This is a genomic window from Anabaena sp. CA = ATCC 33047 (assembly GCF_963870205.1).
Classification (GTDB): domain Bacteria; phylum Cyanobacteriota; class Cyanobacteriia; order Cyanobacteriales; family Nostocaceae; genus Trichormus.
Genome location: NZ_CAWMSA010000002.1, coordinates 1 through 22868 on the forward strand (window position 1 = coordinate 1; position 22868 = coordinate 22868).

At 40.0% G+C, this 22868-nt stretch carries 19 protein-coding genes; 7 read left to right on the top strand and 12 right to left on the bottom strand.

Features of this window, described 5'->3' with window-relative positions; genetic code table 11:
• The first annotated feature begins 736 nt into the window (after window positions 1-736).
• On the top strand, window positions 737-1414 hold the full coding sequence (locus AACS98_RS00310; RefSeq protein WP_010997804.1) for a response regulator transcription factor: 678 nt from the start codon (window positions 737-739) through the stop codon (window positions 1412-1414).
• Between the two features lie 62 nt (window positions 1415-1476).
• Here the strand turns inward: AACS98_RS00310 and AACS98_RS00315 are convergent, their stop codons facing one another.
• The 8 genes from AACS98_RS00315 to AACS98_RS00350 form a co-directional block, all read right to left on the bottom strand.
• Window positions 1477-2958 (bottom strand): cytochrome P450, encoded by a 1482-nt coding sequence (locus tag AACS98_RS00315; protein WP_066374885.1) that lies wholly within the window; start codon window positions 2956-2958, stop codon window positions 1477-1479.
• A gap of 315 nt (window positions 2959-3273) precedes the next feature.
• On the bottom strand, window positions 3274-4638 hold the full coding sequence (locus tag AACS98_RS00320) for a hybrid sensor histidine kinase/response regulator (RefSeq protein WP_066374887.1): 1365 nt from the start codon (window positions 4636-4638) through the stop codon (window positions 3274-3276).
• A gap of 236 nt (window positions 4639-4874) precedes the next feature.
• Window positions 4875-5852 carry a chemotaxis response regulator protein-glutamate methylesterase gene (locus AACS98_RS00325; protein ID WP_066374890.1) on the bottom strand — a complete coding sequence of 326 codons (978 nt, stop codon included), beginning with the start codon at window positions 5850-5852 and terminating at the stop codon, window positions 4875-4877.
• Between the two features lie 108 nt (window positions 5853-5960).
• Window positions 5961-8255, bottom strand: a complete 2295-nt coding sequence (locus tag AACS98_RS00330; RefSeq protein ID WP_066374892.1) for a hybrid sensor histidine kinase/response regulator — start codon at window positions 8253-8255, stop codon at window positions 5961-5963.
• Window positions 8252-8947 carry a chemotaxis protein CheW gene (locus AACS98_RS00335; protein ID WP_066374894.1) on the bottom strand — a complete coding sequence of 232 codons (696 nt, stop codon included), beginning with the start codon at window positions 8945-8947 and terminating at the stop codon, window positions 8252-8254. Before AACS98_RS00335 ends, AACS98_RS00330 begins: the two co-directional genes overlap by 4 nt.
• Window positions 8948-8972: 25 nt before the next feature.
• Window positions 8973-10634 (bottom strand): methyl-accepting chemotaxis protein, encoded by a 1662-nt coding sequence (locus AACS98_RS00340; protein ID WP_066374903.1) that lies wholly within the window; start codon window positions 10632-10634, stop codon window positions 8973-8975.
• Window positions 10635-10985: 351 nt separating this feature from the next.
• Window positions 10986-12200, bottom strand: a complete 1215-nt coding sequence (locus tag AACS98_RS00345) for a CheR family methyltransferase (protein WP_066374905.1) — start codon at window positions 12198-12200, stop codon at window positions 10986-10988.
• A gap of 41 nt (window positions 12201-12241) precedes the next feature.
• On the bottom strand, window positions 12242-12727 hold the full coding sequence (locus AACS98_RS00350; protein ID WP_066374907.1) for a chemotaxis protein CheW: 486 nt from the start codon (window positions 12725-12727) through the stop codon (window positions 12242-12244).
• A 429-nt stretch (window positions 12728-13156) separates the two neighbouring features.
• Between AACS98_RS00350 and AACS98_RS00355 the strand changes: the two genes are divergently transcribed.
• The 4 genes from AACS98_RS00355 to AACS98_RS00370 all read left to right on the top strand — a co-directional run bounded on the left by AACS98_RS00355 (window position 13157) and on the right by AACS98_RS00370 (window position 17321).
• Window positions 13157-15001: a serine/threonine-protein kinase gene (locus tag AACS98_RS00355; protein WP_066374909.1), complete on the top strand. Its 1845-nt coding sequence runs from the start codon at window positions 13157-13159 to the stop codon at window positions 14999-15001.
• The gene (locus AACS98_RS00360) at window positions 14998-15786 is read left to right on the top strand and encodes a hypothetical protein (RefSeq protein WP_157087473.1); all 789 of its coding nucleotides are present in this window, start codon (window positions 14998-15000) and stop codon (window positions 15784-15786) included. Before AACS98_RS00355 ends, AACS98_RS00360 begins: the two co-directional genes overlap by 4 nt.
• Before the next feature lie 144 nt (window positions 15787-15930).
• A complete protein-coding gene (locus tag AACS98_RS00365; RefSeq protein ID WP_157087474.1) occupies window positions 15931-16398 on the top strand; it encodes a hypothetical protein in 468 nt (155 codons plus the stop codon).
• A gap of 134 nt (window positions 16399-16532) precedes the next feature.
• Entirely contained in the window at window positions 16533-17321 is a 789-nt protein-coding gene (locus tag AACS98_RS00370) for an Rpn family recombination-promoting nuclease/putative transposase (protein WP_066374914.1), read from the top strand.
• A gap of 80 nt (window positions 17322-17401) precedes the next feature.
• On the opposite strand, the gene asnS is transcribed toward AACS98_RS00370, so the two are convergent.
• Together asnS and AACS98_RS00380 are read right to left on the bottom strand one after the other, a co-directional pair.
• Complete coding sequence (gene asnS, locus AACS98_RS00375; protein ID WP_066374915.1) at window positions 17402-18793, bottom strand: asparagine--tRNA ligase; 1392 nt, start codon at window positions 18791-18793, stop codon at window positions 17402-17404.
• Between the two features lie 2 nt (window positions 18794-18795).
• Window positions 18796-19161, bottom strand: coding sequence for a hypothetical protein (locus tag AACS98_RS00380; RefSeq protein WP_066374917.1), 366 nt, complete (start codon window positions 19159-19161; stop codon window positions 18796-18798).
• Window positions 19162-19211: 50 nt separating this feature from the next.
• Here AACS98_RS00380 and AACS98_RS00385 point away from each other — a divergent pair, with 50 nt between their 5' ends.
• Window positions 19212-19508 carry a DUF6439 family protein gene (locus tag AACS98_RS00385; protein WP_066374918.1) on the top strand — a complete coding sequence of 99 codons (297 nt, stop codon included), beginning with the start codon at window positions 19212-19214 and terminating at the stop codon, window positions 19506-19508.
• 165 nt (window positions 19509-19673) lie between these two features.
• Here the strand turns inward: AACS98_RS00385 and AACS98_RS00390 are convergent, their stop codons facing one another.
• Both AACS98_RS00390 and rlmD read right to left on the bottom strand, forming a co-directional pair.
• Window positions 19674-20123, bottom strand: coding sequence for an ATP-binding protein (locus tag AACS98_RS00390; RefSeq protein ID WP_066374921.1), 450 nt, complete (start codon window positions 20121-20123; stop codon window positions 19674-19676).
• A gap of 411 nt (window positions 20124-20534) precedes the next feature.
• A complete protein-coding gene (gene rlmD, locus AACS98_RS00395; protein ID WP_066374923.1) occupies window positions 20535-21917 on the bottom strand; it encodes a 23S rRNA (uracil(1939)-C(5))-methyltransferase RlmD in 1383 nt (460 codons plus the stop codon).
• 230 nt (window positions 21918-22147) lie between these two features.
• Here rlmD and AACS98_RS00400 point away from each other — a divergent pair, with 230 nt between their 5' ends.
• Window positions 22148-22633: an allophycocyanin subunit alpha-B gene (locus AACS98_RS00400; protein ID WP_066374925.1), complete on the top strand. Its 486-nt coding sequence runs from the start codon at window positions 22148-22150 to the stop codon at window positions 22631-22633.
• Window positions 22634-22868: the final 235 nt, after the last annotated feature.

Sequence of the window (22868 nt, forward strand, 5' to 3'; positions counted from 1 at the left end):
TCCCCAGTCCCCGTATATACACTTCCTGGCAACTGCGTAAGTACAAATGCTTAATTATTAGTATTTTTCGGGTTCTTTTCCAAAAGTTATGAATATTTTTATATGGTCAAATTGATTTGCAAAGTGGGGAAATTGTTATAGAACAGTAATTAGAGAGCCGCTCAATGAGTAACAATACAGTGATCTAGAGCAACAAATTAAAGTTTTTTGCTTGCGAGTTTGTGCTTCTAGATAGATAATAGATGTCTACCCGGATAGTGTCTGGTATCGCCAAGCAAACCCGGAGGTTATTGAGCGGATCGTCCAAGCACACTTGATAGGCATAATGGTGGTGAAAAAATATGCGTTTTTAGCCCAACATTTGCCCAGAACTTCCTGACTTGCTGAAAAACATCTGATAAAGGCTTAATATCCGTAGGGTATTGTAGAGTAGTCAGCCCATGAAACGGCGGGTTGTTTTACAGCTAGGGTCATCTGAAGCCAATACTTACTTGTGAACTAGAAAGATTATTATTTAATCAGTGTTTTTTTACCCGCCACTTTCAAAGGGATATATAATAGCGCATTATAAATACTACTGCTCTACGTATCCTTACTGGAATTATGCCAATGAGCTAACAGTCTGACAGAAGTGATCATCACTTTTGAGGCTTCTAGTTAAGCAAGGGTAAGTTAAGTGGGAAAAACGACAACATCTCAAGAATCCACCATATAAGGATCACTATTCAAGACCTTGATGGATCGAAGCGCGACAAGTGCCACAGCTATGAAAGAGCCCAGCATGAAAGATCACAAACGACTTCTACTGATTGATGACGACCCCAACCTCATCTTGCTGGTGAAGGACTATTTGGAGTTCCGAGGATATGAAGTCATCACCGCAGAAAATGGTCGAGAAGCTTTAGAAATTCTCGAACATGATGTACCAGATATGATTATCTGTGACGTGATGATGCCAGAAATGGACGGATATACCTTTGTAGAACAAGTCCGGCAAAATGAACGCACCAGTTGGATTCCTGTTCTGTTCCTGTCTGCGAAGGGACAAAGTGCAGACCGAGTTAAAGGTCTGAATAAGGGTGCTGATGTCTATATGGTCAAGCCCTTTGAACCAGAAGAACTCGTAGCACAGGTAGAATCTTCCCTGAAGCAAACTATCCGTTGGAAAGAACACCAAGCCAAAGGAGGAGAAAACGGTTCTCGTATCCAAGTTCCCTTCGATGTACAGTTAACCCCAACTGAACTGAAAGTAGTGCAGTTTGTAGCTAGGGGTTTAGCTAACCGTGAAATCGCTGAAGAATTAAATGTGAGTCAGCGCACTGTTGAAAGCCACGTTTCCAATATGTTGGGTAAAACCAATCTCCACAACCGCACTGAACTAGCGCGTTGGGCGATTGAAAACCAAATGGCTTAGTTAGCTATCAGCCATCAGCAGTCAGCTTGATAACAATTAACTGACAGCTGACAGCTGATAGCTTAATTATTGAACTCTACAATTTCACAAATATTTCCACGCACACCCCCCACGCCTTGGCTAAATTGGCGGTCTTGCTTGTGGATGAGCATTTGCATTCCATTTTTGGGAGCCATGACAATTAATGCGTCTCGGTCTAGCTGTTGCAGAGAAATATACTGTAGGCGGTACTGCATTAACAGCATGGCTAACACGATTTTAATTTCCATCAGTGCAAAGGGTGCGCCTATGCAGATGCGAGAACCAGCACTGAAGGGGTTGTACTCATACATGGTGGGTTCTTTATTTTCCCAACGCTTGGGGTTAAATTTCTCTGGGTTGGGGAAGATTTCGGGCAGATGATGAGTGTGGTAAATGCTGACGAAGACTTCTGTCCCTTGGGGTAATTCGTAGCCTCCTAAGCTAGTTGGTTGTGATGTTACCCGCGCATTCCAAGGTACAGGCGGTAAAATTCGCAAACTTTCTTTAATTACTCGCTCTAACAAAGGTAAATGCTGCAACTGTTCAATAGTTGGCGGTGCGCCTTGCAATACACTTTCTAGTTCATCCAGCAAATCGGCGGCTACTTGTGGGTGTTGGGATAGCAAAAACAGCGTCCAAGTTAAAGCATTTGCGCTAGTTTCATGACCAGCAGCAAAGATGACGCTGACATGGCCTAGTAACTCATCCTCAGTTAATCCTAGACCAGTTTCCGCATCCCTGGCTTGAATGAGCATTGAGAGTACATCCCCTGAGTCTGTACCGCTAGCTTGTTTACGCCGAATTAACAGCCGCATTTCGTCATCTAGTTGCGCCATTAAATTCAGCAGACGATGGAAAGGTAAGCCTGGGACATCAAAGGGTAAGATAGCGATCGCAGGTGAACCGAGTAAAATACCAATCTTTTGCAATAATCTCGCACTACTACCCCCCTCATCACCAATATCAGCACCAAATAAGGTTTTTGTCGCTGCACGCAAAGTCAGCAACCGCATGATTTCTGCAATATTTACAGGCTTACCCAATGGCAATTGCTCTAAAACTGATTGGGTAATGTTGACAATATCATCACGATACGACTCAATGCGCTGTTTGTGAAACGCTGGCATTAATAACTGGCGATGTTGGCGATGGGTTGTACCGTTGACTCCAAATAACCCCACGCCAAAATGTTTCAGTGTTTCTGTACGTGGAGAGTCATGACGCTTGCGGTACAAACCTCCGGTTAAAGGATATTTATAGTAAATATCATGCTGAGTTGTTACTTCTCGAACATTTTCCGCGCCATAAGTGAACACAGTACCCGGACAATAATCTTCTGATGAGTAAAGATTTGTTCCGCCTCCGGCTGCTAAAGACACCACTGAACCATATTTTTTAAATAGACGACTCGATAACCCAAGGGAATCTTTAACATATTCTACAAGCAGGGCAGTTCGTCCAAAAATTGGCAAAGGTTTCGGCCCAGGTACAGTTAATTTCGGTCTATCAGTGGTTATTGCCATCTTTATATCAAACACCAGGAATATAGAAATGTTAGTCTAATATTCCTTGGTAAAATAATAAAAATTTATTTGAAATTAATGGGTTAATATATTGATTATTTAATAGTTTTTGTTTTCTCAAATACAGATTTTTAAAAAATACGTGCCTCTGTGCTGTAATAACATTTCTCAAGCACAAAGACACCAAGAAATATATTGATAACTGTAGTCATATATGTGAGTAAATTTTGCCAGCTTGAATGCTGGCAATAGTAATAGTTTACCTCCTGCCTTCTGCCTGCTCCTATATAGGCTAAGAATAACCAACTTTTACTGTTAACTTAATTTCATCGGAATTTCTATCACAAATTCTGAGCCTTTACCTGGTTCAGAGGTTAAACTGATGTGTCCGTGATGTTCTTCAATGATTTGATAGCTAATTGATAAGCCTAAGCCTGTTCCTTTATTGACTGGTTTAGTTGTAAAAAAAGGGTCAAAGATTTTAGGTTGTATTTCTGGTTGAATACCAACCCCGTTATCATTGATGCTAATTTTCACTATTTGTGAAGTAGTGATTTCAGTTTTAATGATAATTTTTTTAGTTTTAGCATGATTATGTTGTTCTAGTACGGCATCAATGGCATTGTTCAAAATATTCATGAAGACCTGATTTAATTGTGCGGGATAACATTCAATTAATGGTAAATCACCATATTCTTTGATAATTTCAATGTCCTGCCTGATGCGGTGTTTTAACAGTAATAATGTACTTTCTAATCCTTCATGAATATTAACATTTTTTGTGCCAGCTTGGTCTAGCCGTGCAAAGTTACGCAATGATAGCACTATTTCACTAATACGTTCAGAGCCTATTTGCATGGATGCGAGAATTTTGGGTAAATCCTCAATGATAAATTCTAGATTATTCTCAGTGGTGTTTTCCTCTATTACAGAATTAGCCTGTGGGTATTCTTGCTGATAAATTTGGATGATATCTACTAAGGTTTTAATATAACTATTAAGATATGTTAAATTACCTTGGATAAAACTAATAGGATTATTGATTTCGTGAGCTAGTCCGGCAACCATCCGACCCAAACTAGACATTTTTTCTGTCTGCACAAGTTGAACTTGGGTTGTTTGTAATTGCTGTACAGTATGTTCTAATTGCTGTGCTTGTAATTGAGCATTAATAGTTGCTGTGGTGAGTGCTTTGAGATTATTGTATGCTTTGGAATGATAACGAATGCGAGCGATTAATTCAACTGCATCAGGTAACTTAATTAGATAGTCATTTGCGCCTTCTGCAAAGGCTTGTGCTTTCAGTTTTGGCTCTTCTTTGCTGGATAGCATGACTATAGGAATATCACGGGTGGCTGGATGGGAACGAAACCAACGTAACAGCATTAATCCATCCAGTTCTGGCATCACCATATCAAGTAAAATTACTGTTGGGGAAAGAGCGATCGCCTGTTGTAATGCCTGTGTAGAATCACTTATATAGTGAAATGCAATATCTGAATCACTAGAGAGAATCCGACAAACTGCTTCACCAATAATTAGCTGATCATCAATTAATATGACTGTAGCTTTATCTCTGTTGATCTTTCCCCCAGATACACCAGATTCAGCAGTATTTACCTGGAGATAATTCGGTGTTGCTTTTTTGGTATGTGGAGAGAGTTCTAATTCCATTGTCATATATGCTCAATTTATTAATAATTTTCAACTTAGTAGTTGGATTAATATTAACCTAATTTTAAACAAATCTAGGTTTTGTGTTGTTTTGTAAATTATCAGTAATTTGAGCAAATTTAACAAATATTTTTCATGTTAAATCAAGAAAATATTGGGGTATTTTCTAGTAGGAATAAACAATAAATTTATCCAGAGTAGTAGATTTACGGAAAATTTACTTGATAGGCTAAAAATGAGAATTACCGAGCAGATAAAGACCTGATACAAGCTGGTGCGATCGCCTCCACTGGTAAAATTTCCACAGCCGCATTTAATTCCACCGCCGCTTTAGGCATACCGTAAACAACACAACTGCTACGGTTTTGGGCGATAGTATGCCAACCAGCATCTCGCATCATTTTTAAACCTTGCGCGCCATCCCTACCCATACCTGTGAGTAATACTCCTATACCTTTGCCAGTCCAGTTTTTAGCTGCACTTTTAAAAAAGACATCAATCGACGGATGATAATAACAATCTACAGATTCTTGCTCATACTCAAGGGTAAGGTTGGGACGCATCACAAGATGATCATTAGTACCAGCCAGCAAAATCTTGCCGGGTTGGGGAGAAACACCAGGATTAGCTATTTGTACAGACAGAGGAGTTTGTGCGTTTAACCAAGCTGCAAAACTAGCAATAAACTGAGCATCTAAATGTTGGATAATGACGATAGCCCCAGGAAAATCTGGAGGTAGTTGAGAGAGAATTGTGACTAATGCTTGAGGGCCACCTGTAGAAGCACCAATAGCAATCAATGATGGTAAATTATTCTGTTTGTTTGCTATTTTCTGACGGGGAGATTTATCAATAAGTTTGGCAATAATAGAGATTTTTTTCAGCAGTCCTGTACTACCCTCAGTTGGTGTATTGATGGCATCTAAAGCACCGTAAGACATAGCTTCAAAAACTTGCCCAGCATAACGGTTGACGCTGGCTGTCACCATGATAATGGCACAAGGGGATTGTTTCATGATGCGCTTGGTGGCTTCGACTCCATCCATATTTGGCATCACCACATCCATCAAAATTAAATCAGGTGTATCGGCTGCACATTTGGTGACAGCTTCCACGCCATCATAAGCAACCCAGGCCACATCATAGTCTGGTATTTTGGCAAGGGTACGGCGTAGTATTTCTACAGCCATCACCATATCGTTAACAATGGCAATTCTCATTAGTTGGGGACTGGAAGGGACTAGGGATTGGAAGGGACTGGGGGAGCGGAGGAGAAAAGCCAATGACTAATGACTAATGACTAATAACTAATGACTAATAACTAATAACTAAGACTCACCAATTAGGTCAATGACTGCTGTTAACAAAGTGTCATCATGAAAACTGCTTTTAGTTAAATAATAGTTTGCACCAGCTTCTAAGCCATGAATTCTGTCTTCTTCGCGGTCTTTGTATGAAACGATAATTACAGGTATGTGCTTTAACTTGTCATGGGTTTTGATTTGGCTGGTGAGTTCAAAACCATTCATTCTTGGCATATCAATGTCTGTGATTACCAAATTGTAGTCACTGCTGCGGATGGCGTTCCAACCATCCATGCCATTGACGGCTACTTCGACTTTATAACCTTTGTTTTCTAACAATTTACGCTCCATTTCGCGGACGGTAATGGAATCATCTACCACTAAGACACGTTTGTAAGTTTTGGTGACTGCTGTTTGGGTGGCGTGATTTACTTGGCTGAGTTGTCCACTAGCCAGTACCTTAGAAATGGAACGGACTAAATCTTCAATGTCGATGATTAGCACTGGTGAACCATCATCTAGTAAAGCGGCTGCGCTGATATTGGGAACTTTACCGAGACGGGAATCCAGGGGACGGACAACTAAATTGCACTCGCCGATAAATCGGTCAACTACTACACCATAACGACTGAGGCGATCGCTTATAATCACTACTGGTAGAAATTCGGGATTTACTACCGACGCTGGCAATTCTAAAACTTGATGGGCTGAGATTAAGGCTACTGCTTGGTCATTCACCATGATAAACGGCTGATTCTCCGACACCACAATTGCTGTTCTGGGAATCATCACCACCTGATCAATACGTGCTAAACCAAAGGCGTAAGCTTCGTGAGCAATTTCCACTACTAAAGTCCGCAATACCGACAGTGTAAGGGGTAGCTGTAAGTACAGCGTCATCCCTAACCCTGGTTGAGAAACTGCCCGTAAAGTACCCCCAACTTCCCGGACTGTGCTGTGTGCCACATCCAATCCCACGCCCCGACCGGAAATTTCTGTGACAGTTTTAGCTGTGGAAAACCCAGGTAAAAATAGAAACTCCATTAACTCGGCTTCCGTGAGTTTTGCTGCCATTTCTGGAGTAGTCAGGTTTTTGGTGACAATTTCCAGGCGCAAAAATTCTAAATCTATGCCTCGCCCATCATCAGAGACGGTAATCAACAACATTCCGGCACGATGGACAACTTCTAGTCTAATTGTTCCTGTTTCTGGTTTACCTAATGCTAAACGTTCTGCGGGTGTTTCAATACCGTGATCGATGGCGTTACGCAAAATATGAGTTAAAGGAGCTTCTAGACGTTCTAATATGTCTCTGTCTACCAGGGTGGATTTACCAAAAATTTCTAGTTTGATGCGTTTACCCAGTTGCCTAGCCATGTCGCGCACCATGCGCGGAAAACCTTGCCCTGCTTCGCCAAAAGGACTCATGTGTGTGGCGATAACTTGGCGATATAGGCGATCTGCGAGGTTAGACGAACGCTGACAAAATAATTCTAATTCATTATGGCGATCGCCTAATAGCTGGCGGCATTCGCTAGCTGTTTGACTTACCGCACTCATTTGTTCTTGTATCTGCCGTTCTATCAGATTCAGAGAATTATTACCTAACAGTTCTTGTAACTTTTCTAATAGGCTGAATAACTCTGTCTGTCTAGATTTTAGTTTCAGTAGGGAGTCAGCAAAGGTTTCTAACCATTTAGCTTCAACTAATGACTCTCCAGCTAATCCCATTAAACAGTTAAGATTGTCTGCACCTACCCGCACAACTCGGTTTTGTAGGGTTTCAGGCTTGTCAACTGCCGAAAATACTTGAGATGGAGGCACAACCCAAGCAGATGCTGTAGAGTTTGATTCGAGAATTGCTGTCTGTGGTTGTGCAAGTTCTACAGGTGCAGTTTGACTCACAGGCGGAGAATTGAGAATATTAGCGATCGCACTCACTAAAGTCTGAATATTCGCTTCCTCTGGTAATTGAGGCTGAGAGTTACCCTCACAAGCTATACCTATATTTAGCAACATATCCACAGCCGCCAGCAGCACATCAATGTCAGCCGCAGTTAGGCGAATTTCTCCCGCTTGCGCTGCTACAAAACAGTCTTCCATTGCATGCGCCAGGGTGACAACTGAATTGAGTTGTACAATTCTGGCAGCTCCTTTAATAGAATGAGCAGCGCGCATTAAGGCGGCTAAGTCTTCCTGAGTTTGGGGTTGCGTTTCCAGTGCCAATAGGCGATCGTTTAACACAGCAACCTGGGTTTTCACTTCCATGCTGAATAAATCCAGCAAGGAAAATTGACTATAATCTGTTTCTTTTGTCATCTGCACACCTTTGTGTCTAAGGTGGTGAATAATAATTCTTCATCCAAATAGCCCAAACTATTCCCTTGCCAATAAAAAAATCCTTTGGTAAAGTTGTGAGTCGTCGCCATCATGTTATTTGGCGTATCTCTTAAGTCTTGTTGATCAAATCTCTGTACACCATAGAGTTCGTCTACCGGAAATACCCAAACACTACCCGCTTTTTCTACTACTACCATACGGGGATACACTACAGGACTTAAAGCGGTGACTGGAGTATCCGCCGTTTCTAAATTCAGCAAGTGGGTTAAGGAAATACACAATTGTAGTTCGCCACGAATGTTTACCAATCCTCGTAATATTTGATTACTCCGATGGGGTAAGGTATGAATCAATGTTGGAGATATGGTTTCTTGAAAAACCTGTGTAGCAAGTGCCAGCCATTCTCTTTGTAAACGAAAGATGACGACTGTGAGGGTTTTGGTGATGGTTAAGGTGTGAGACTCTGCCCGTTCCTGAGAGAATAAATTAGTCCACTCATGGCGGTAATTTTCGGGGATAATGCGCTCTAGTAACTGACGACCAATATTTGAGTAAACTGGACAGTTACGACAATGGATAAAATTAGGTAACTGTGGACAAGTGCGATCGCCAGCAATGCCGATAGTGTTGTAACAAGATTGTAGATTTGCAGCATCAGTGATAGTATTCATAGCGGCTATTGCATCCTTTATCTGTTTATACAAAAGCCTTATTAGCCGAAAAATCTTCTGTTTTCACCTTAAAGTGAGAAATTTCTTGACGTAAATTGTGAGCAACTTGATTAAGTTGAGAAATAGCATTATTAATTTCTCTCAAGGAAGCAGCCGTCTGAGTAGATGTGTTGCTTAACTGTGTCATTGCCTCACTAATTTGTTGCGCTCCTTGAGATTGAGTTTCCATTCCTTGACTGACAACTTCAAATCTTGGTGTCAAATCCTGCACTTGCTCAATAATTTGTCCTACCTGAGTGCTGATATTCGCAACATCTTCCACACTGCGTCCTACTTCTGTGGCAAACTTATCCATTTCCATCACACCTGTAGACACAGAAGATTGCATTTGTTTCACCATCTGCTCAATATCCAGCGTCGCGACTGCGGTTTGATCTGCTAAACGGCGAATTTCTCTAGCAACTACAGCAAAACCTAAACCATATTCGCCAGCTTTCTCCGCTTCAATCGCTGCATTTAAAGACAACAAATTTGTTTGGTCTGCCACTTTAGTAATCGTGACAACTATATTATTAATATTGTTAGCTTTCTCACTAATCACTCCCAGCCTAGCCGCAATCGAATTAGTCGCTTCTGCTAGTTGGCGCATCGTCGTTTCCATGCGTAACAAATCTTTTTGACTGTCACTAGCTGCCATTGTGGTACTTTGCGACATAGCCGCCACTTCTTCCATTGTTTTGGCGAGTTCTCTAGAAGTTGCAGAAATTTCTTTCGCCGCCGCCGCTACTTGATTTGTTGATGCTACCTGTTCTGTTAAAGTTGCTTCTAATTGTTTACCTGATGCGGCTATTTGTGTAGCTGAAGAAGTTGCCTGAATACCAGACTGTTGTACTTTGCGGATAAGATTATTTAGATTTTGTGCCATGTCTTTTAAAGTAGTCATCAGCTTACCAATGACATCTGTTGACGTTGCTGCCACCTCAACTGTCAAATCCCCAGCCGAAACTTTTTCAGCTAAAGTAAAAGCATTTTGTAAAGACTGGCTCAAAGCTCTACCAGGAATTAGAATAATCGCCAGGCAAACCACTATTACAGTGATGATAATACATATCAAACTTCCCCAAATAACTAACTCAGAAATCATTTGAATTTGATTAACCTGCTTTTGCTGTTCACTTAGATTTTCATTTTCAATTTGCATGGTTATATCAATTTCTTTTCTGATATCATCCATAATATTTCTGCCTTTATTTTCTATAAAATAAGTCATTAACTCTTTTTCTTGACCAATTCTTTTAAGTTGAATAGTTTCTTCGGAAATTTTAATTTTTTCTTGCGCTAGTTCTTCAATTTTATTGAAATGAGTCATTTTTAAGGAATCATCTTTCAGTTCTCGCTCTATTTCGTTGAGCAGACTATTCAATTGTTCTTTAGCCTTAGTAAAAGGCTCTAAATATTCTTCATTTTTGGTAATAATAAATCCCCGTTGTCCCGTTTCAGAATCAACTAAAATTTTTTCTAGTTCTTTTAATTTTGCCTTTAAAGCATAAGTTTCAGTAACTAAATTCGCATTAGTTACCAATTCTTGATTTGTTTTTTTTGTCATGTAAGTTGTAATACTAGCTAATATAAGGATTAGCCCACATCCAGCTACTACAAATTGGTTAAGCTTAAAACCTTGTTGCATATAACTCTGTCCTCAAATGTTACAAAACGAGTTCATTAAGAAACTTCCAGATAAATAAATATCTAAAATGTAGGGTGCGTCATTACGAGTAACCCTAGCTATACCAAGAAAATATTCATTCTGACGCACCCTACTAACAGTCAATTTGGATAATTTATTTTTTTGTGTTCCCTAATTTCTAAAACTTCAAACATAACAAACAAGTATCAAGCAGGTATCACGACATGGAAATACCTTGTAACTGCAATGTTTCCCATAGCAGCTATGAGACAAACAGCTTTTAAAGAAAGAATAAATAACTTAATATTTCATTACCTTTTTGGTAAGTGCTATTACGCCAAACTTCATCATTTATTGGCGTTTATTGAGTCGGTGAATGCGTTCCCAAAGGAAACGAGCAGTTGCTATATCTCCCTGATGTTCTCGCAGTAATGCTAAATGAATTAAAGCTTCTTCGTGATTTGGTTGCAGATAAATTGCTTTTTGGAAAGATGTTGCAGCTTCTTCATTTTTACCCATTGCTTGTTGCACTTGCCCAAGCAGTAGATAAGCTTCGACGCTTACCAAATTTTTGTGGAGATAGTCTTGACAAATTTGACAAGCTTGCAGCAAAGAACCTTGATCAGCTAAACTTCTGGCAATATCTAGCAAGTTGGTTGGCTGAGTTGGTGCTTTCTGCGGTTGGGGATGGTGAAAGATAGGCGGTTTTGCTGGAAGTGGATGGTGCTTTTTAGGTTTACTTGCGCTACTATGTTTTGTTACAGGACGAGAAACATTAGCTTTTCGATAAGCAAAGGCTAAAGAGTGACGCACCGAAGTAAAGCGCGAATTGAGTAATAAACCTGTTTCTGCATGACCAACAAACAGCAAACCATCCTGAATCAATAACCGTTCCAAGGTGCGGATAGTGCGTTCTTTGGTACTGGAGTCAAAATAAATTAGTAAGTTGCGACAAAAGACAATATCATAAGGTGCTACATCAACCAAAAAATCAGAATCAGCTAAATTACCTTGGCGAAAATGTACTAAGTTTCTGACTTGTTCACACAGTTGATATCCTGCCTCAGTTGGTTGAAAATATTGTGCTTGAAAAGATAAACTATTGTGACGAAAGGAATATTTTTCATAAATTGCTTTTTGAGCAGCTAACAAACACTTTGCGCTAATATCAACAGCATCAATGCGAAAGTTAGCTTGATTTAACCCAGCTTCCAAAAGTGCGATCGCAATTGAATAAGGTTCTTCACCAGTAGAACACGGCACACTCAAAACCCGCAATACTCTTTTAGGCTGAGTTACCAACCATTCAGATTGAATATATTTCTGCAAAAGTTTAAACGATTCTCTCTCCCGAAAAAACCAAGTTTCTGGAACAACCACACTATCAATCAATGCTTCCCATTCCGGTGTAGATTCCTGCAATCGTTGCAAATAAGCAGCTATATCAGTGATTTTACTATCCACCATCCTTTGTTCAATAGCTCTAGCAATATTCGCCGAACCTATTGAATTTGCATCTAAACCAATTTTTCGTCTCAATAAAGCTTCGCCATCAGAATACGTCATGTTCAGCGATGGGTAATGATGACTTGTGGTAGATACACTATTTAATTTGCTGGTAAAAGATAAACCTGTTCAGCCTCTGATAACAAATTTTCAATCCGCAGACATTGAATCATGCCTTGTTCGCCTAGAATTATCTTACCCAAATAAGGGGCTGCATCTATCTGGACATTGGCATCAACAAACTCTAAGCTTGATTTATGCAATGTTTCTACTACTCGTTCTGCTATTAAACCAATAACAGAGGGTGCGGAAGTTGCAGTTTTAGATAATACAGATGAGTTTACATCTCTTCCCGAATAATTCACCAAAATAATTCTAGAACTTAAGTGTTCACAGCAGGGTTTACCTCGCATCAACTGACATAAATCCAACACAGGAACAATTTGCCCTCGATAGTTAAATACACCTGCAAAATATTCCGGTGCGTGCGGAAGGGTTTTGAGGGTGACAAGTGGTAAAACTTCGACAACCTGCTGGCTAGGTAGGGCGTAACACTCATTATTTATGTAGAAAAGTAACATTAACATTAGTCAACTTCACCCAGTATCAAAAAGTTTTCCCCTCTAAGATAGCTGTATAATCTGAGAAGTGAAAAGTTTATGTTTAGTAGGACTTACGCAAGTCTTGTAGGGTGCGTCAGACTGCATAAATGCTGTCAATAAACAGATTGTTGATATCTGACGCACCCTACTATTATGCTGAGAAGTGAAAAGTTTATTTTTGGTAAACGCAGAGGGGCGCAGAGGTAAACGCAGAGGTACGCAGAGCATTTATGCTTCTGTTTCTCCTTCGCGCTTTTATTTGCTTTTACATTATTAATAGTGTAAATTAGGTGATATATTTTACATGGTGTGCTGTTATTTAGTGATTAGAGATAGTTTGTATATCTGTAGACTGCGCTATTGCTGTCGGCTAGTGCCAGAAAATAAACAGCACAACCCAACTGATACTACCCCATGAGCTACTGTATCAATCCCCATTGTCCAAAACCTGCTGACCCAGCGAATGCAAACAACCGCATTTGTCGCAACTGTGGGTCTGAGATACTGCTACGAGGTCGCTATCGGGTAATCAAGCAATTAGGCGGCGGTGGCTTTGGTCAAACTTTTGAGGTTGATGATTCTGGTACAGCTAAAGTTTTAAAAGTGCTGACAGAGAATAACTCAAAAGCCATTGAACTATTTCAGCAAGAAGCCAAGGTTTTAAGTCAGTTGAACAGTGCGGGAATTCCCAAAGTTGATTCTGATGGTTACTTCACTGTTTTACCTAAAAATAGCTCTATACCACTGCACTGTTTAGTCATGGAGAAAATTGAGGGGGTTGATTTAGAACAGTGGATGGAATCTCATAATTATCAACCAATTTCTCAAACTCAAGCACTCAATTGGCTGAAGCAGCTTGTAGAAATTCTGGCTTTAGTACACGCTCATCAATATTTTCATCGTGATATTAAGCCTCAGAATATCATGCTGCGACCAACTGGGCAGCTTGTCTTAATTGATTTTGGTGCTGTGAGACAAGTTTCCACAACAATCTTGATGGGAAAATCCCATACAAGAATTATTTCACAAGGCTATTCACCACCAGAACAACAAAACGGTTATTCGGTTCAACAGTCAGACTTTTTTGCATTGGGGCGGACTTTTATATTTCTGCTCACAGGTAAAGAACCCCAGGATAAAGCTATTTATGATCCTCTGACTAATGAGTTGCATTGGCGAAAATATGCGGTTGATATTTCTCCTCTCTTAGCAGACTTAATCGACAATTTGATGGCTTATACTGCAAATCAGCGTCCTGAAAATACCAGAGTTATTTTACAGAGATTGCAGGAAATTGAAAAGAGATTAAATCAACCTCAAGTTTTTAGAAATCACACCAATATTAAATCAAAAAATAGTTCTTTACCGACTGTTTCCGTTAGTCCAGGTAAACCAGTACAACCTGCGGTTAAACCAAGTCAGAAAAATCACAAAAGGTGGAAATGGTACATTGGTTTAGGCGTGGGATATTTTGCTACAACTATTGTAATCGGAAATAATAAAAACATAGTTGTAACTGAAGAAAAAATACCTGTTGTTAGTCCTAGTATTCCTAATACATCACCAGTTATACCAATTAGTGAATCTACACCAAAGGCTAAACCACCAGAAGTAACTGGCGAAAAGTATCCTAATCTTTCTAAAATGTCATTCCCCCCTGTTATCCCAATTAGTGAATCTACACCAAAAGTTGAACCACAAATTAAACCAAGTCAGGTAAATGTAGTTTCATCTGAAGATGTGGAAGCTGAAAAAGAGAGAAGGGAAGAAATAGAAAAACAAAAACGTCAAGCTGCTTTAAAAGCTGAACAAGAAAGACAAGCCGCTATAGAAAAACAACGTAAATTGCAAGCAGCAGCTAAAGCAGAACAGGAGAGACAAGCGACTATTAGAAAAGAAAAAGCAGCCAGAGAAGCACAGGAAAAACGAGAAGCTGAGAGACGGGAAAGGGAACTTGAAGCTGTTATATTGACACAACAGAAAGAACAAGCTGCACTTCAAGAAAAACAAAGACGACAGGCAGCAATGCAAGCTGAAAGGGCTAAAAAAGTTTGGCGAAGAAAACCACCAAAAACAACTGTGGCAACTCCAAAGAAGCGACAATTACCACCTAAACCACAAATAGCGAGGAAAAAACAAGAAATTACACCACGTTCAAATAATAATGTGATTGATGCAGCTAAACCTTGGGAGTCTACATATCCCATTCCTAAAGCTTCCGATGAATTAGAACAAGTAATAAGAGAGGGAAATCAATGATGAAATTCACAGTTAAAAGTTTAATAGCTTTGTTTGTAACTAGCTCGGCTTTGTTATTAACGCCAATGAGAAGTGATGCACAGGTTAATATGAAGATACTGGCTGAGGTTGCTGAAAGTTGTCAGAAGGATGTGTCTTCTAAAAAATACTATCAACAAATGTTATTGAATATTGAGAAGGTATCTAATAATAATTTAGCAGACTGTATCTACTCTCGATATCATTACTCCTTTATGTTGAAAGAACTACCTTGGATCAATTCAGAAGGAGAAATACTTACAGGTTATCCTAGTTCTGTAGTTGTTTCAGTCTTAGCGAGTGAGTATGCTATGGAAGATGATCTAGGATGGAGTCATTGGGAGAGGCGTTTGTTAGACTGTTTTATTGATCAGGATACCTCTAGTAAAGTATGCGAAAAGACAAAGAATAAAATTGCTTTCGGAGAGAAATATCGGAATCATATAAATCAACGCATAGATTTGTCTGGTTGTTATGGGCAATGCCTTTATTTAGTATATGTTTGTCCTTCTTGCTTTGTAGCTCATGATGAAGTATCAGGCTCAAGAGATGTGATTTTAACTGCTTTCATCCAATGGTTTCTTGAACTGGATAAACCAAAAAGAAGAGAAGTGATTTCTCTTTTAGGAGATGATGATAAAGCTCGTCAATTGAGGTGGACACTAGAGAAAGAATCTAAAAAAGCAGTAAAAGAATATTGGGAAGCACGCCAACAAATTGAGCAGCAGGAACAGGAGAGACGTAGACAAGAATTACTTGGTAATTAGGTTTTTGGTATCAAAATAATTGTGCGTCAAGGCGTAAATATTATTATTTATTTTCATCAATTAAAATATTTTACGCCTTACGTAATTTTGATATTAAATTATAGACATAAAAGCCATTATACATTACCATTTTATTAATTTACAATGACAGTTACTTTTACTATTACTATGTTCAATAACCCATTTAGTATTCCCTCACGAGAAGAACCGACTCAATTTGAGAAAGATATTGATAATTTAGTTGAAACCCTTAAAAATAAAGTTACGGTTATTTATGATAACCATTCTCACTCTCTAGGCGTTTCGTGGATATATGGCACTGAAAATCAAGGAATGGTGCTATTTATTAGCAAAGCTGATGAAATACTTGAAAAGTACAGTTGCAACCTGAAAGAAAATGAGCCTAAAAATATATATGACGCTTATCAATATCTTGCACAACAAGTGAATAATAAATATAGTGACAAGAAAAATCTTGCTATTGAATTAGCTAAATGGATTCATGATTGTGATCGTGAATTAAGATTAGTTCCAAGGACAGGAGATTTGAAACTGGCTTTGACGGAAATAGACAGTTTAAAAAGCAGACTTTCTGATTTTAAACATTTCTAACTTTTCAAAACAAAATTTTTTAAAATTAAACTAACTGGAAATTATCAAAGTAGGTTGGGTTGACGCAAGGAAACCCAACACCAATAAATTTAATACTTATCAATAATCCCTAATCCCATTTATTTAGAATCCCCATGTATGACAATATCTGTAAATATATAGCGGAAAATTTCAAGGATGATTTAGCAACATGGTTACTAGGTTCACCGATTAAATTAACAGAACTTAGCCCTACAGAATTATCAAACGAACCGATTCGCGCTGATTCGTTGATACTATTACAATCAGAGGATTTAGTTTTACATACGGAATTTCAAACCGACGCAGATGAAGATATGCCCTTTCGGATGTTAGATTATCGGGTGAGGGTGTATCGTCGCTTTCCTCGCAAACAAATGCGTCAAGTAGTTATCTATTTGAGAAGAACAGCTTCACAATTAATCAATGAAAACAGTTTTAGATTAGAGAAAACTTACCATGAGTTTGAGGTCATACGTCTATGGGAACAACCGACAGACAGGTTTATGACTGTTCCCGGTTTGTTACCCTTTGCCGTCCTCAGTCAGACAAATGACCCTACAATGGTATTAACCCAAGTAGCGCAAGCAGTTGAAGCAATTACAGACCAACAGCTACAAAGGAATATAGCAGCAGCTAGTGCAATTTTAGCAGGGATTGTTTTAAGGAAAGATGTAATTAGCAGAATCTTAAGGAGCGAGATTATGCGCGAATCAGTTATTTATCAAGAAATTCTACAAGAAGGTGAAGCCAGAGGTGAAGCTAAGGGTAAAGCAGAAGGTAAAGCTGAAACAACAAGAAAGTTGGCTTTAAATTTACTGCGAATTGGTATGAGTTTAGAGCAAATTGCTCAAGTTACGGAATTATCTCTTGAGCAAGTTCAGGCTTTACAAAGGGAGATTTAAGGTTTGTAGTAAGGACTTTAGTCCTCAAAGAAAAGGCTAAAGCCTTTACTACGAACTAAATCTCTAATTAGTTGGCACTTCTAAAACTCGGCGTTTTCTGGTGTACGGGGGAAGGGAATTACATCCCGAATGTTACCCATACCTGTCATAAATTGCACGAGTCTTTCAAAACCTAAGCCAAAACCAGCATGAGGTACTGTACCGTAACGGCGTAAGTCTAGATACCACCACAAATCTTCGGGTTTCATCCCTTGCGCTAAGACACGCCGTTCTAAAACGTCTAGGCGTTCTTCCCGTTGCGAACCGCCGATGATTTCCCCAATTTTTGGTGCAAGTATATCCATTGCACGGACGGTCTTCTCGTCATCATTCAAGCGCATATAGAAGGCTTTAATTTGCGCTGGATAATCTGTGACAATTACTGGTTTTTTGAACAGTTGTTCTGCTAAATAACGTTCATGTTCTGATTGTAAATCTAAACCCCAACTTACAGGATATTCAAACTTAACATCGGCTTTTTCTAATAGTTTGATGGCATCTGTGTAAGTTAGGCGTTCAAATTGATTGTTAATTATATTTTCGGCGGTGGCTAAGACGGTGTTATCGATGCGTTGATTAAAAAATTCCATGTCTTCTGGGCATTTTTCTAAGACATAGTTAAATATGTATTTGAGAAATGCCTCGGCTAAATCCATATCACCTTCTAAGTCACAAAAGGCCATTTCTGGTTCTACCATCCAGAATTCTGCTAAGTGGCGGGAGGTGTTGGAGTTTTCTGCACGGAAGGTAGGGCCGAAGGTGTAGACGTTGCTAAACGCCATTGCCATGACTTCGGCTTCTAGTTGTCCACTGACTGTTAAGTAGGTGGGTTTAGCAAAAAAGTCTTGGCTGTAATCAACGGCTTGGTTTTCTGTGCGGGGTATATTCTTTAAATCTAAACTGGTGACGCTGAATAGTTCCCCTGCGCCTTCGCAGTCACTGGCGGTAATGATGGGGGTGTGTACCCACAAAAAGCCTCTTTCTTGAAAGAATTGATGAATAGCCGCAGAACAAGCATTTCTGACGCGGAAGACTGCACCAAAGGAATTTGTGCGCGATCGCAAATGTCCTATTGTGCGTAAAAATTCAAAAGAGTGGCGTTTCTTTTGCAGTGGGTAAGTTTCGGGATCAGCGTCCCCGTAAACTTTCACCGTTTCGGCTTTTAACTCAATACGCTGTCCTTTCCCTTGGGAAGCCACCAGCACGCCTTTTACCTCAACCGACGCACCTGTATTGATTTGTTTTAAAATCGCTTCATAGTCTGGCAAATCCTGATTGATCACAACTTGCAAATTAGCTAGTGATGAGCCGTCATTCACCTCAATAAACGCAAACCCCTTAAGTTCGCGCTTAGTTCTTACCCAGCCTTGTACTACAAGAGACTCATCAGGTTTACCACTTCGCAGAATTTCTGCAATCCTTTGATTTACCATAATTACCCAGCACAGGACTTTAATATCCAGCCTATAATAACGCCCAATCCACCAAAGCGGACTGCTTGCCAGAAAGGTTTCTTCAGGCTACGCCAAGAAAATAACTGGCTTTCTAAATTTAGTTCTAGCACTTCTATCTGCTGTTGAATGTGCTTTAACTCGGCTTTGATTTCTGGCGTTTGATGCTTATTTTGCTGTAGTTCGTCCCGGCGTTGTTGCCATTGTGCCTTTTCGGTGCGATCGCGCCTCACTTGATCATACCTTTGTTTTAATGCCCAGAGCGATCGCTCTACTTCCTCTAGTTCCTGTTCAAAATCAGGTTCTTGATTTTCCCCTGGCTGCTGAGATGATTTGTTTGGCGGCTTCATTGACAAGTAGTAGAGTAATAAGTAAATGTAACTGTTGCCAATAGTTATTTATGTCTCAACCTAGCCAGCTGTCTCAAACCAGTCAACTCCAAGAATTTAGCGATTTAGAACTAGCCCAAGCCCTCATGGAAAGGCTGAGTATTTCGCCTAACGATTGGCATCGCCTCAAGTCTAACCGCAATTCTCGCGCTAGTGAACAAATAGCAGCCGCTATGGTGTTTCTGCTCAAAAATCAACCCCAAGAAGCTCTTGCTCGACTAGAACAGGCTGTAGGCTGGTTAAATCGCTCAATTTCCGCCCCCCCCTGTCCGACTCATGGGCATAAGGGACTAGGGAGTGGGGAGTAGGGGAGATGAGGGAGACAAATAAATTCAAAATTCAAAATTCAAAATTCAAAATTGTTGACTGTTGACTGTTGACTGTTAAAGAATTTCTACCTTGTCTACCTTGTCTACCTCATCTTCCCCAGTCCCCAGTCCCCAGTCCCCAGTCCCCAATACCCAGTCCCCAATTTACCGCCTCAAAGACAGCAAGGGGCGGTTTTCCAATTGCTTACACAGTCTTAATTCTGTGCCTTTGCGATTCCATTCTACTTGGTCAAAAATCTGATGGAGAAGACACATACCTCTACCGTTTTCTGCTTCATCAGGCGGTAAAAAATCTGTGGGTTCTTCTTCCCCATTAGCTACCGGAGTAAAGCCTTCACCTTGGTCTGATATCACCCACCAATACTGATTATCTATGAGGGAAAAGCGGACTACAACTTTTTTACTAGGGTCAAGATTATTGCCATGTTTAGCTGCATTCACTAAGGCTTCTTGAAGCCCTAGCCGCAGCTCGGCCTGTAATTTCGCTGGAATTTTTGCCAGCAGTAAATCTAAAATAGGACAGAGATAAAGCGTTGAGGCAAAACTAATAGTGCCCCAATAACGTCCAACTGGACGGAGGGAAATGGTAATCACGAGAGAAACCCCATAGCTTTCAGTTAGCTAGACATCAGTTTGCTTTCACAGGCACCCTGATAAATTTTGAGGTGGTCATGCTGCCTTCAAACTTGCGTCTTAATTACTAAATATTGAAAATGCCGGGGAGCATTGACTCTATTTATGATGTTTGATTGTTGATACATAAAACGGCTTTGAAACACTATGCTAGTCCAGTTAGAAATTGCAAAAAATATATGAATTACAAGAATTTTTAGGTTTTCTTTACATTGCCGAATTATACTTTAAACAATCTTATTCATTAGGTTATTAGAGCCTATGCAACTTGAGTTTTTTCACAAAATCATTTTTATTTTTACGTTAATTAGATTTTAGCATTTTTAGTATGGAATTAACTACAAATTTGAAATTTTAGTTTTTTATCAAGGACTAAGTATTCTTATCCAACTGTGATAGCACAAGAAAGGCGGCAGCTTCCACATGAGATGTTTGGGGAAAGAAATCAGCAGGTTGGATACGTTGGATTGTATACAAGCCATTTTGACACAGTAATTTCAAGTCACGAGCCAGGGTAGCTACTTTACAGCTGACGTAAACGATGCGGGCTGGTTTCGATAATAATAAAGATTCGATGACAGAGCGATCGCATCCCTTACGCGGTGGGTCAAGTAGTAACACATCTGGTATAATTCCCATTTTTGGTAGCAAATCTTCCACAGCCCCCAGATGAAATTCCACATTTTGAATCTCATTGTGTTGAGCATTGAGAATTGCTTGTTGCACAGCTTCTGCTTGCAACTCTAATCCTATAGCTTTGTGTACCTGTTTAGCTAGAGGCAAAGTTAAAGTACCAATGCCACAATAGGCATCAACTAAAGTCTCATCACCTTGTAAATTCAGTTCTGATTGAATTACTTCTAAGAGTGCTTCAGCCGTTTCTGTGAACACTTGGAAAAATGTATCGGGGCGGACTTGAAATTCTAACTCCGCAAAGATTTCTCGCAGATAGGGAACGCCAGCAATACATCGGGTTTCCCTGCCAAAAATCGCATTGGTGCGTTGGGGATTGCGATTTAAGCACACGCCTACCAACTGGGGATAACGTTTTAACCATGCTTCGGCTTGCTCTGCAATTCCCGGTAAATTTCCCTCCTTAACTACCAAAGTTAACAAAATTTCACCTGTCCGCCGTCCAATGCGTAAACCTAAATGGCGGATTTCTCCTTGATGGCGGGTTTCATCGTAGATATCCCAGCCACGCTGTTGGATGTCTTGCTTAATTTCTGCCAGTAAAGGATTTAAACGGGGATCTTGAACTGGACACTGATTTAAGTTAACTAATTGATGACTACCTTTTTGATAGTAGCCAGCTTGTACTTTACCTGTACTTGAAACATCGAGAGGATAGGTAGCTTTATTACGATAGCCCAGAGGTGAAGCAGTTACTAAAACCGGATCTACTGATGGATTACTAAAACCGCCGATACGTTGTAAAGCTTGAATAACTTGATTGCGTTTTGCTGTGAGTTGATATTGATAATCAATATGTTGCCACTGACAACCGCCACATTTATCAGCCACAATGCAGCTAGGGCGGATGCGATGCGGTGATGGTTCCAGTATTTGTTTAAGCTGTCCGTGGGCAAATTTAGGCTTAACGTGGAGTAGACGCACCTGAATGCGATCGCCTGGAACAGTATCAGGGACAAAAACAACACGTTCTTCAAAACGTCCCACCCCGTCACCCGTATCACTCAAGTCAGTAATCGTAATCTCAATTAATGCACCTTGTTGCCAAACAGAATTAATCATTAGTTATTAGTCATTAGTCATTAGTCATTAGTCATGGGGCTTATGGCATTGGCTATATAACCCTCTTGTCTCCCCTGTCTCCCTTGTCTCTCTCATCCCCTCATCCCCCTCATCCCCTCATCCCCTCATCCCCTCATCCCCTCATCCCCCTCATCTTCCTCATCTCCCTTCACTTGTGTACCTCAGACTCGTTAAACTAGCAAATAATATTTCGCGTGATTTAAATAATCATGACTGTAATTAGCCAAGTTATTCTCAAAGCCGACGACGAACTGCGTTATCCCAGCAGTGGCGAACTCAAGAGCATCAAAGAGTTTTTGCAAACTGGTATCCAAAGAACGCGGATTGCTGCTACCTTAGCAGAAAACGAAAAGAAGATAGTTCAGGAAGCCACCAAACAATTGTGGCAGAAGCGTCCTGATTTTATCGCACCTGGTGGCAACGCTTACGGTGAAAAACAACGTGCGTTGTGTATTCGGGACTTTGGCTGGTACTTACGCCTGATTACCTATGGCGTACTAGCTGGAGATGTAGAACCAATTGAAAAAATTGGCATCATTGGAGTCCGGGAAATGTACAATTCCCTTGGCGTTCCCGTTCCAGGAATGGTAGAAGCGATTAATTCGCTCAAAAAAGCGGCTCTTGGGCTACTCAGTACAGAAGATGCAGCAGCAGCAGCACCTTACTTTGATTACATCATTCAAGCGATGTCTTAGGTCAATTATGTACCAGTTCAAGGGGTGCTTTTGGTTTGCCAAATTGAGTGTTAACTATTAACCTCAACTATCCATAAGATACTCTTTTGATCATAACCTCCCCACATTTGGTATTGGCTCTGGCAAGCTCTCTGTCAAGTTATCAACCAGTTGTGGGGAAATTTTATTTAGTCATTAGTCATTAGTCATTAGTCATTAGTCATTAGTCATTAGTCATTAGTCATTAGTCATTAGT

Bases quoted from the DNA above. Each gene is read 5' to 3' on its own strand.
- AACS98_RS00355 (WP_066374909.1), top strand. From the start codon at position 13,157: ATGAGCTACTGTATCAATCCCCATTGTCCAAAACCTGCTGACCCAGCG.
- AACS98_RS00360 (WP_157087473.1), top strand. From the start codon at position 14,998: ATGATGAAATTCACAGTTAAAAGTTTAATAGCTTTGTTTGTAACTAGC.
- AACS98_RS00340 (WP_066374903.1), bottom strand. From the start codon at position 10,634: ATGCAACAAGGTTTTAAGCTTAACCAATTTGTAGTAGCTGGATGTGGG.
- AACS98_RS00365 (WP_157087474.1), top strand. From the start codon at position 15,931: ATGACAGTTACTTTTACTATTACTATGTTCAATAACCCATTTAGTATT.
- AACS98_RS00320 (WP_066374887.1), bottom strand. From the start codon at position 4,638: ATGACAATGGAATTAGAACTCTCTCCACATACCAAAAAAGCAACACCG.
- AACS98_RS00325 (WP_066374890.1), bottom strand. From the start codon at position 5,852: ATGAGAATTGCCATTGTTAACGATATGGTGATGGCTGTAGAAATACTA.
- asnS (WP_066374915.1), bottom strand. From the start codon at position 18,793: ATGGTAAATCAAAGGATTGCAGAAATTCTGCGAAGTGGTAAACCTGAT.
- AACS98_RS00330 (WP_066374892.1), bottom strand. From the start codon at position 8,255: ATGACAAAAGAAACAGATTATAGTCAATTTTCCTTGCTGGATTTATTC.
- AACS98_RS00345 (WP_066374905.1), bottom strand. From the start codon at position 12,200: ATGACGTATTCTGATGGCGAAGCTTTATTGAGACGAAAAATTGGTTTA.
- AACS98_RS00380 (WP_066374917.1), bottom strand. From the start codon at position 19,161: ATGAAGCCGCCAAACAAATCATCTCAGCAGCCAGGGGAAAATCAAGAA.
- rlmD (WP_066374923.1), bottom strand. From the start codon at position 21,917: ATGATTAATTCTGTTTGGCAACAAGGTGCATTAATTGAGATTACGATT.
- AACS98_RS00385 (WP_066374918.1), top strand. From the start codon at position 19,212: ATGTCTCAACCTAGCCAGCTGTCTCAAACCAGTCAACTCCAAGAATTT.
- AACS98_RS00310 (WP_010997804.1), top strand. From the start codon at position 737: ATGGATCGAAGCGCGACAAGTGCCACAGCTATGAAAGAGCCCAGCATG.
- AACS98_RS00350 (WP_066374907.1), bottom strand. From the start codon at position 12,727: ATGTTAATGTTACTTTTCTACATAAATAATGAGTGTTACGCCCTACCT.
- AACS98_RS00400 (WP_066374925.1), top strand. From the start codon at position 22,148: ATGACTGTAATTAGCCAAGTTATTCTCAAAGCCGACGACGAACTGCGT.
- AACS98_RS00315 (WP_066374885.1), bottom strand. From the start codon at position 2,958: ATGGCAATAACCACTGATAGACCGAAATTAACTGTACCTGGGCCGAAA.
- AACS98_RS00370 (WP_066374914.1), top strand. From the start codon at position 16,533: ATGTATGACAATATCTGTAAATATATAGCGGAAAATTTCAAGGATGAT.
- AACS98_RS00335 (WP_066374894.1), bottom strand. From the start codon at position 8,947: ATGAATACTATCACTGATGCTGCAAATCTACAATCTTGTTACAACACT.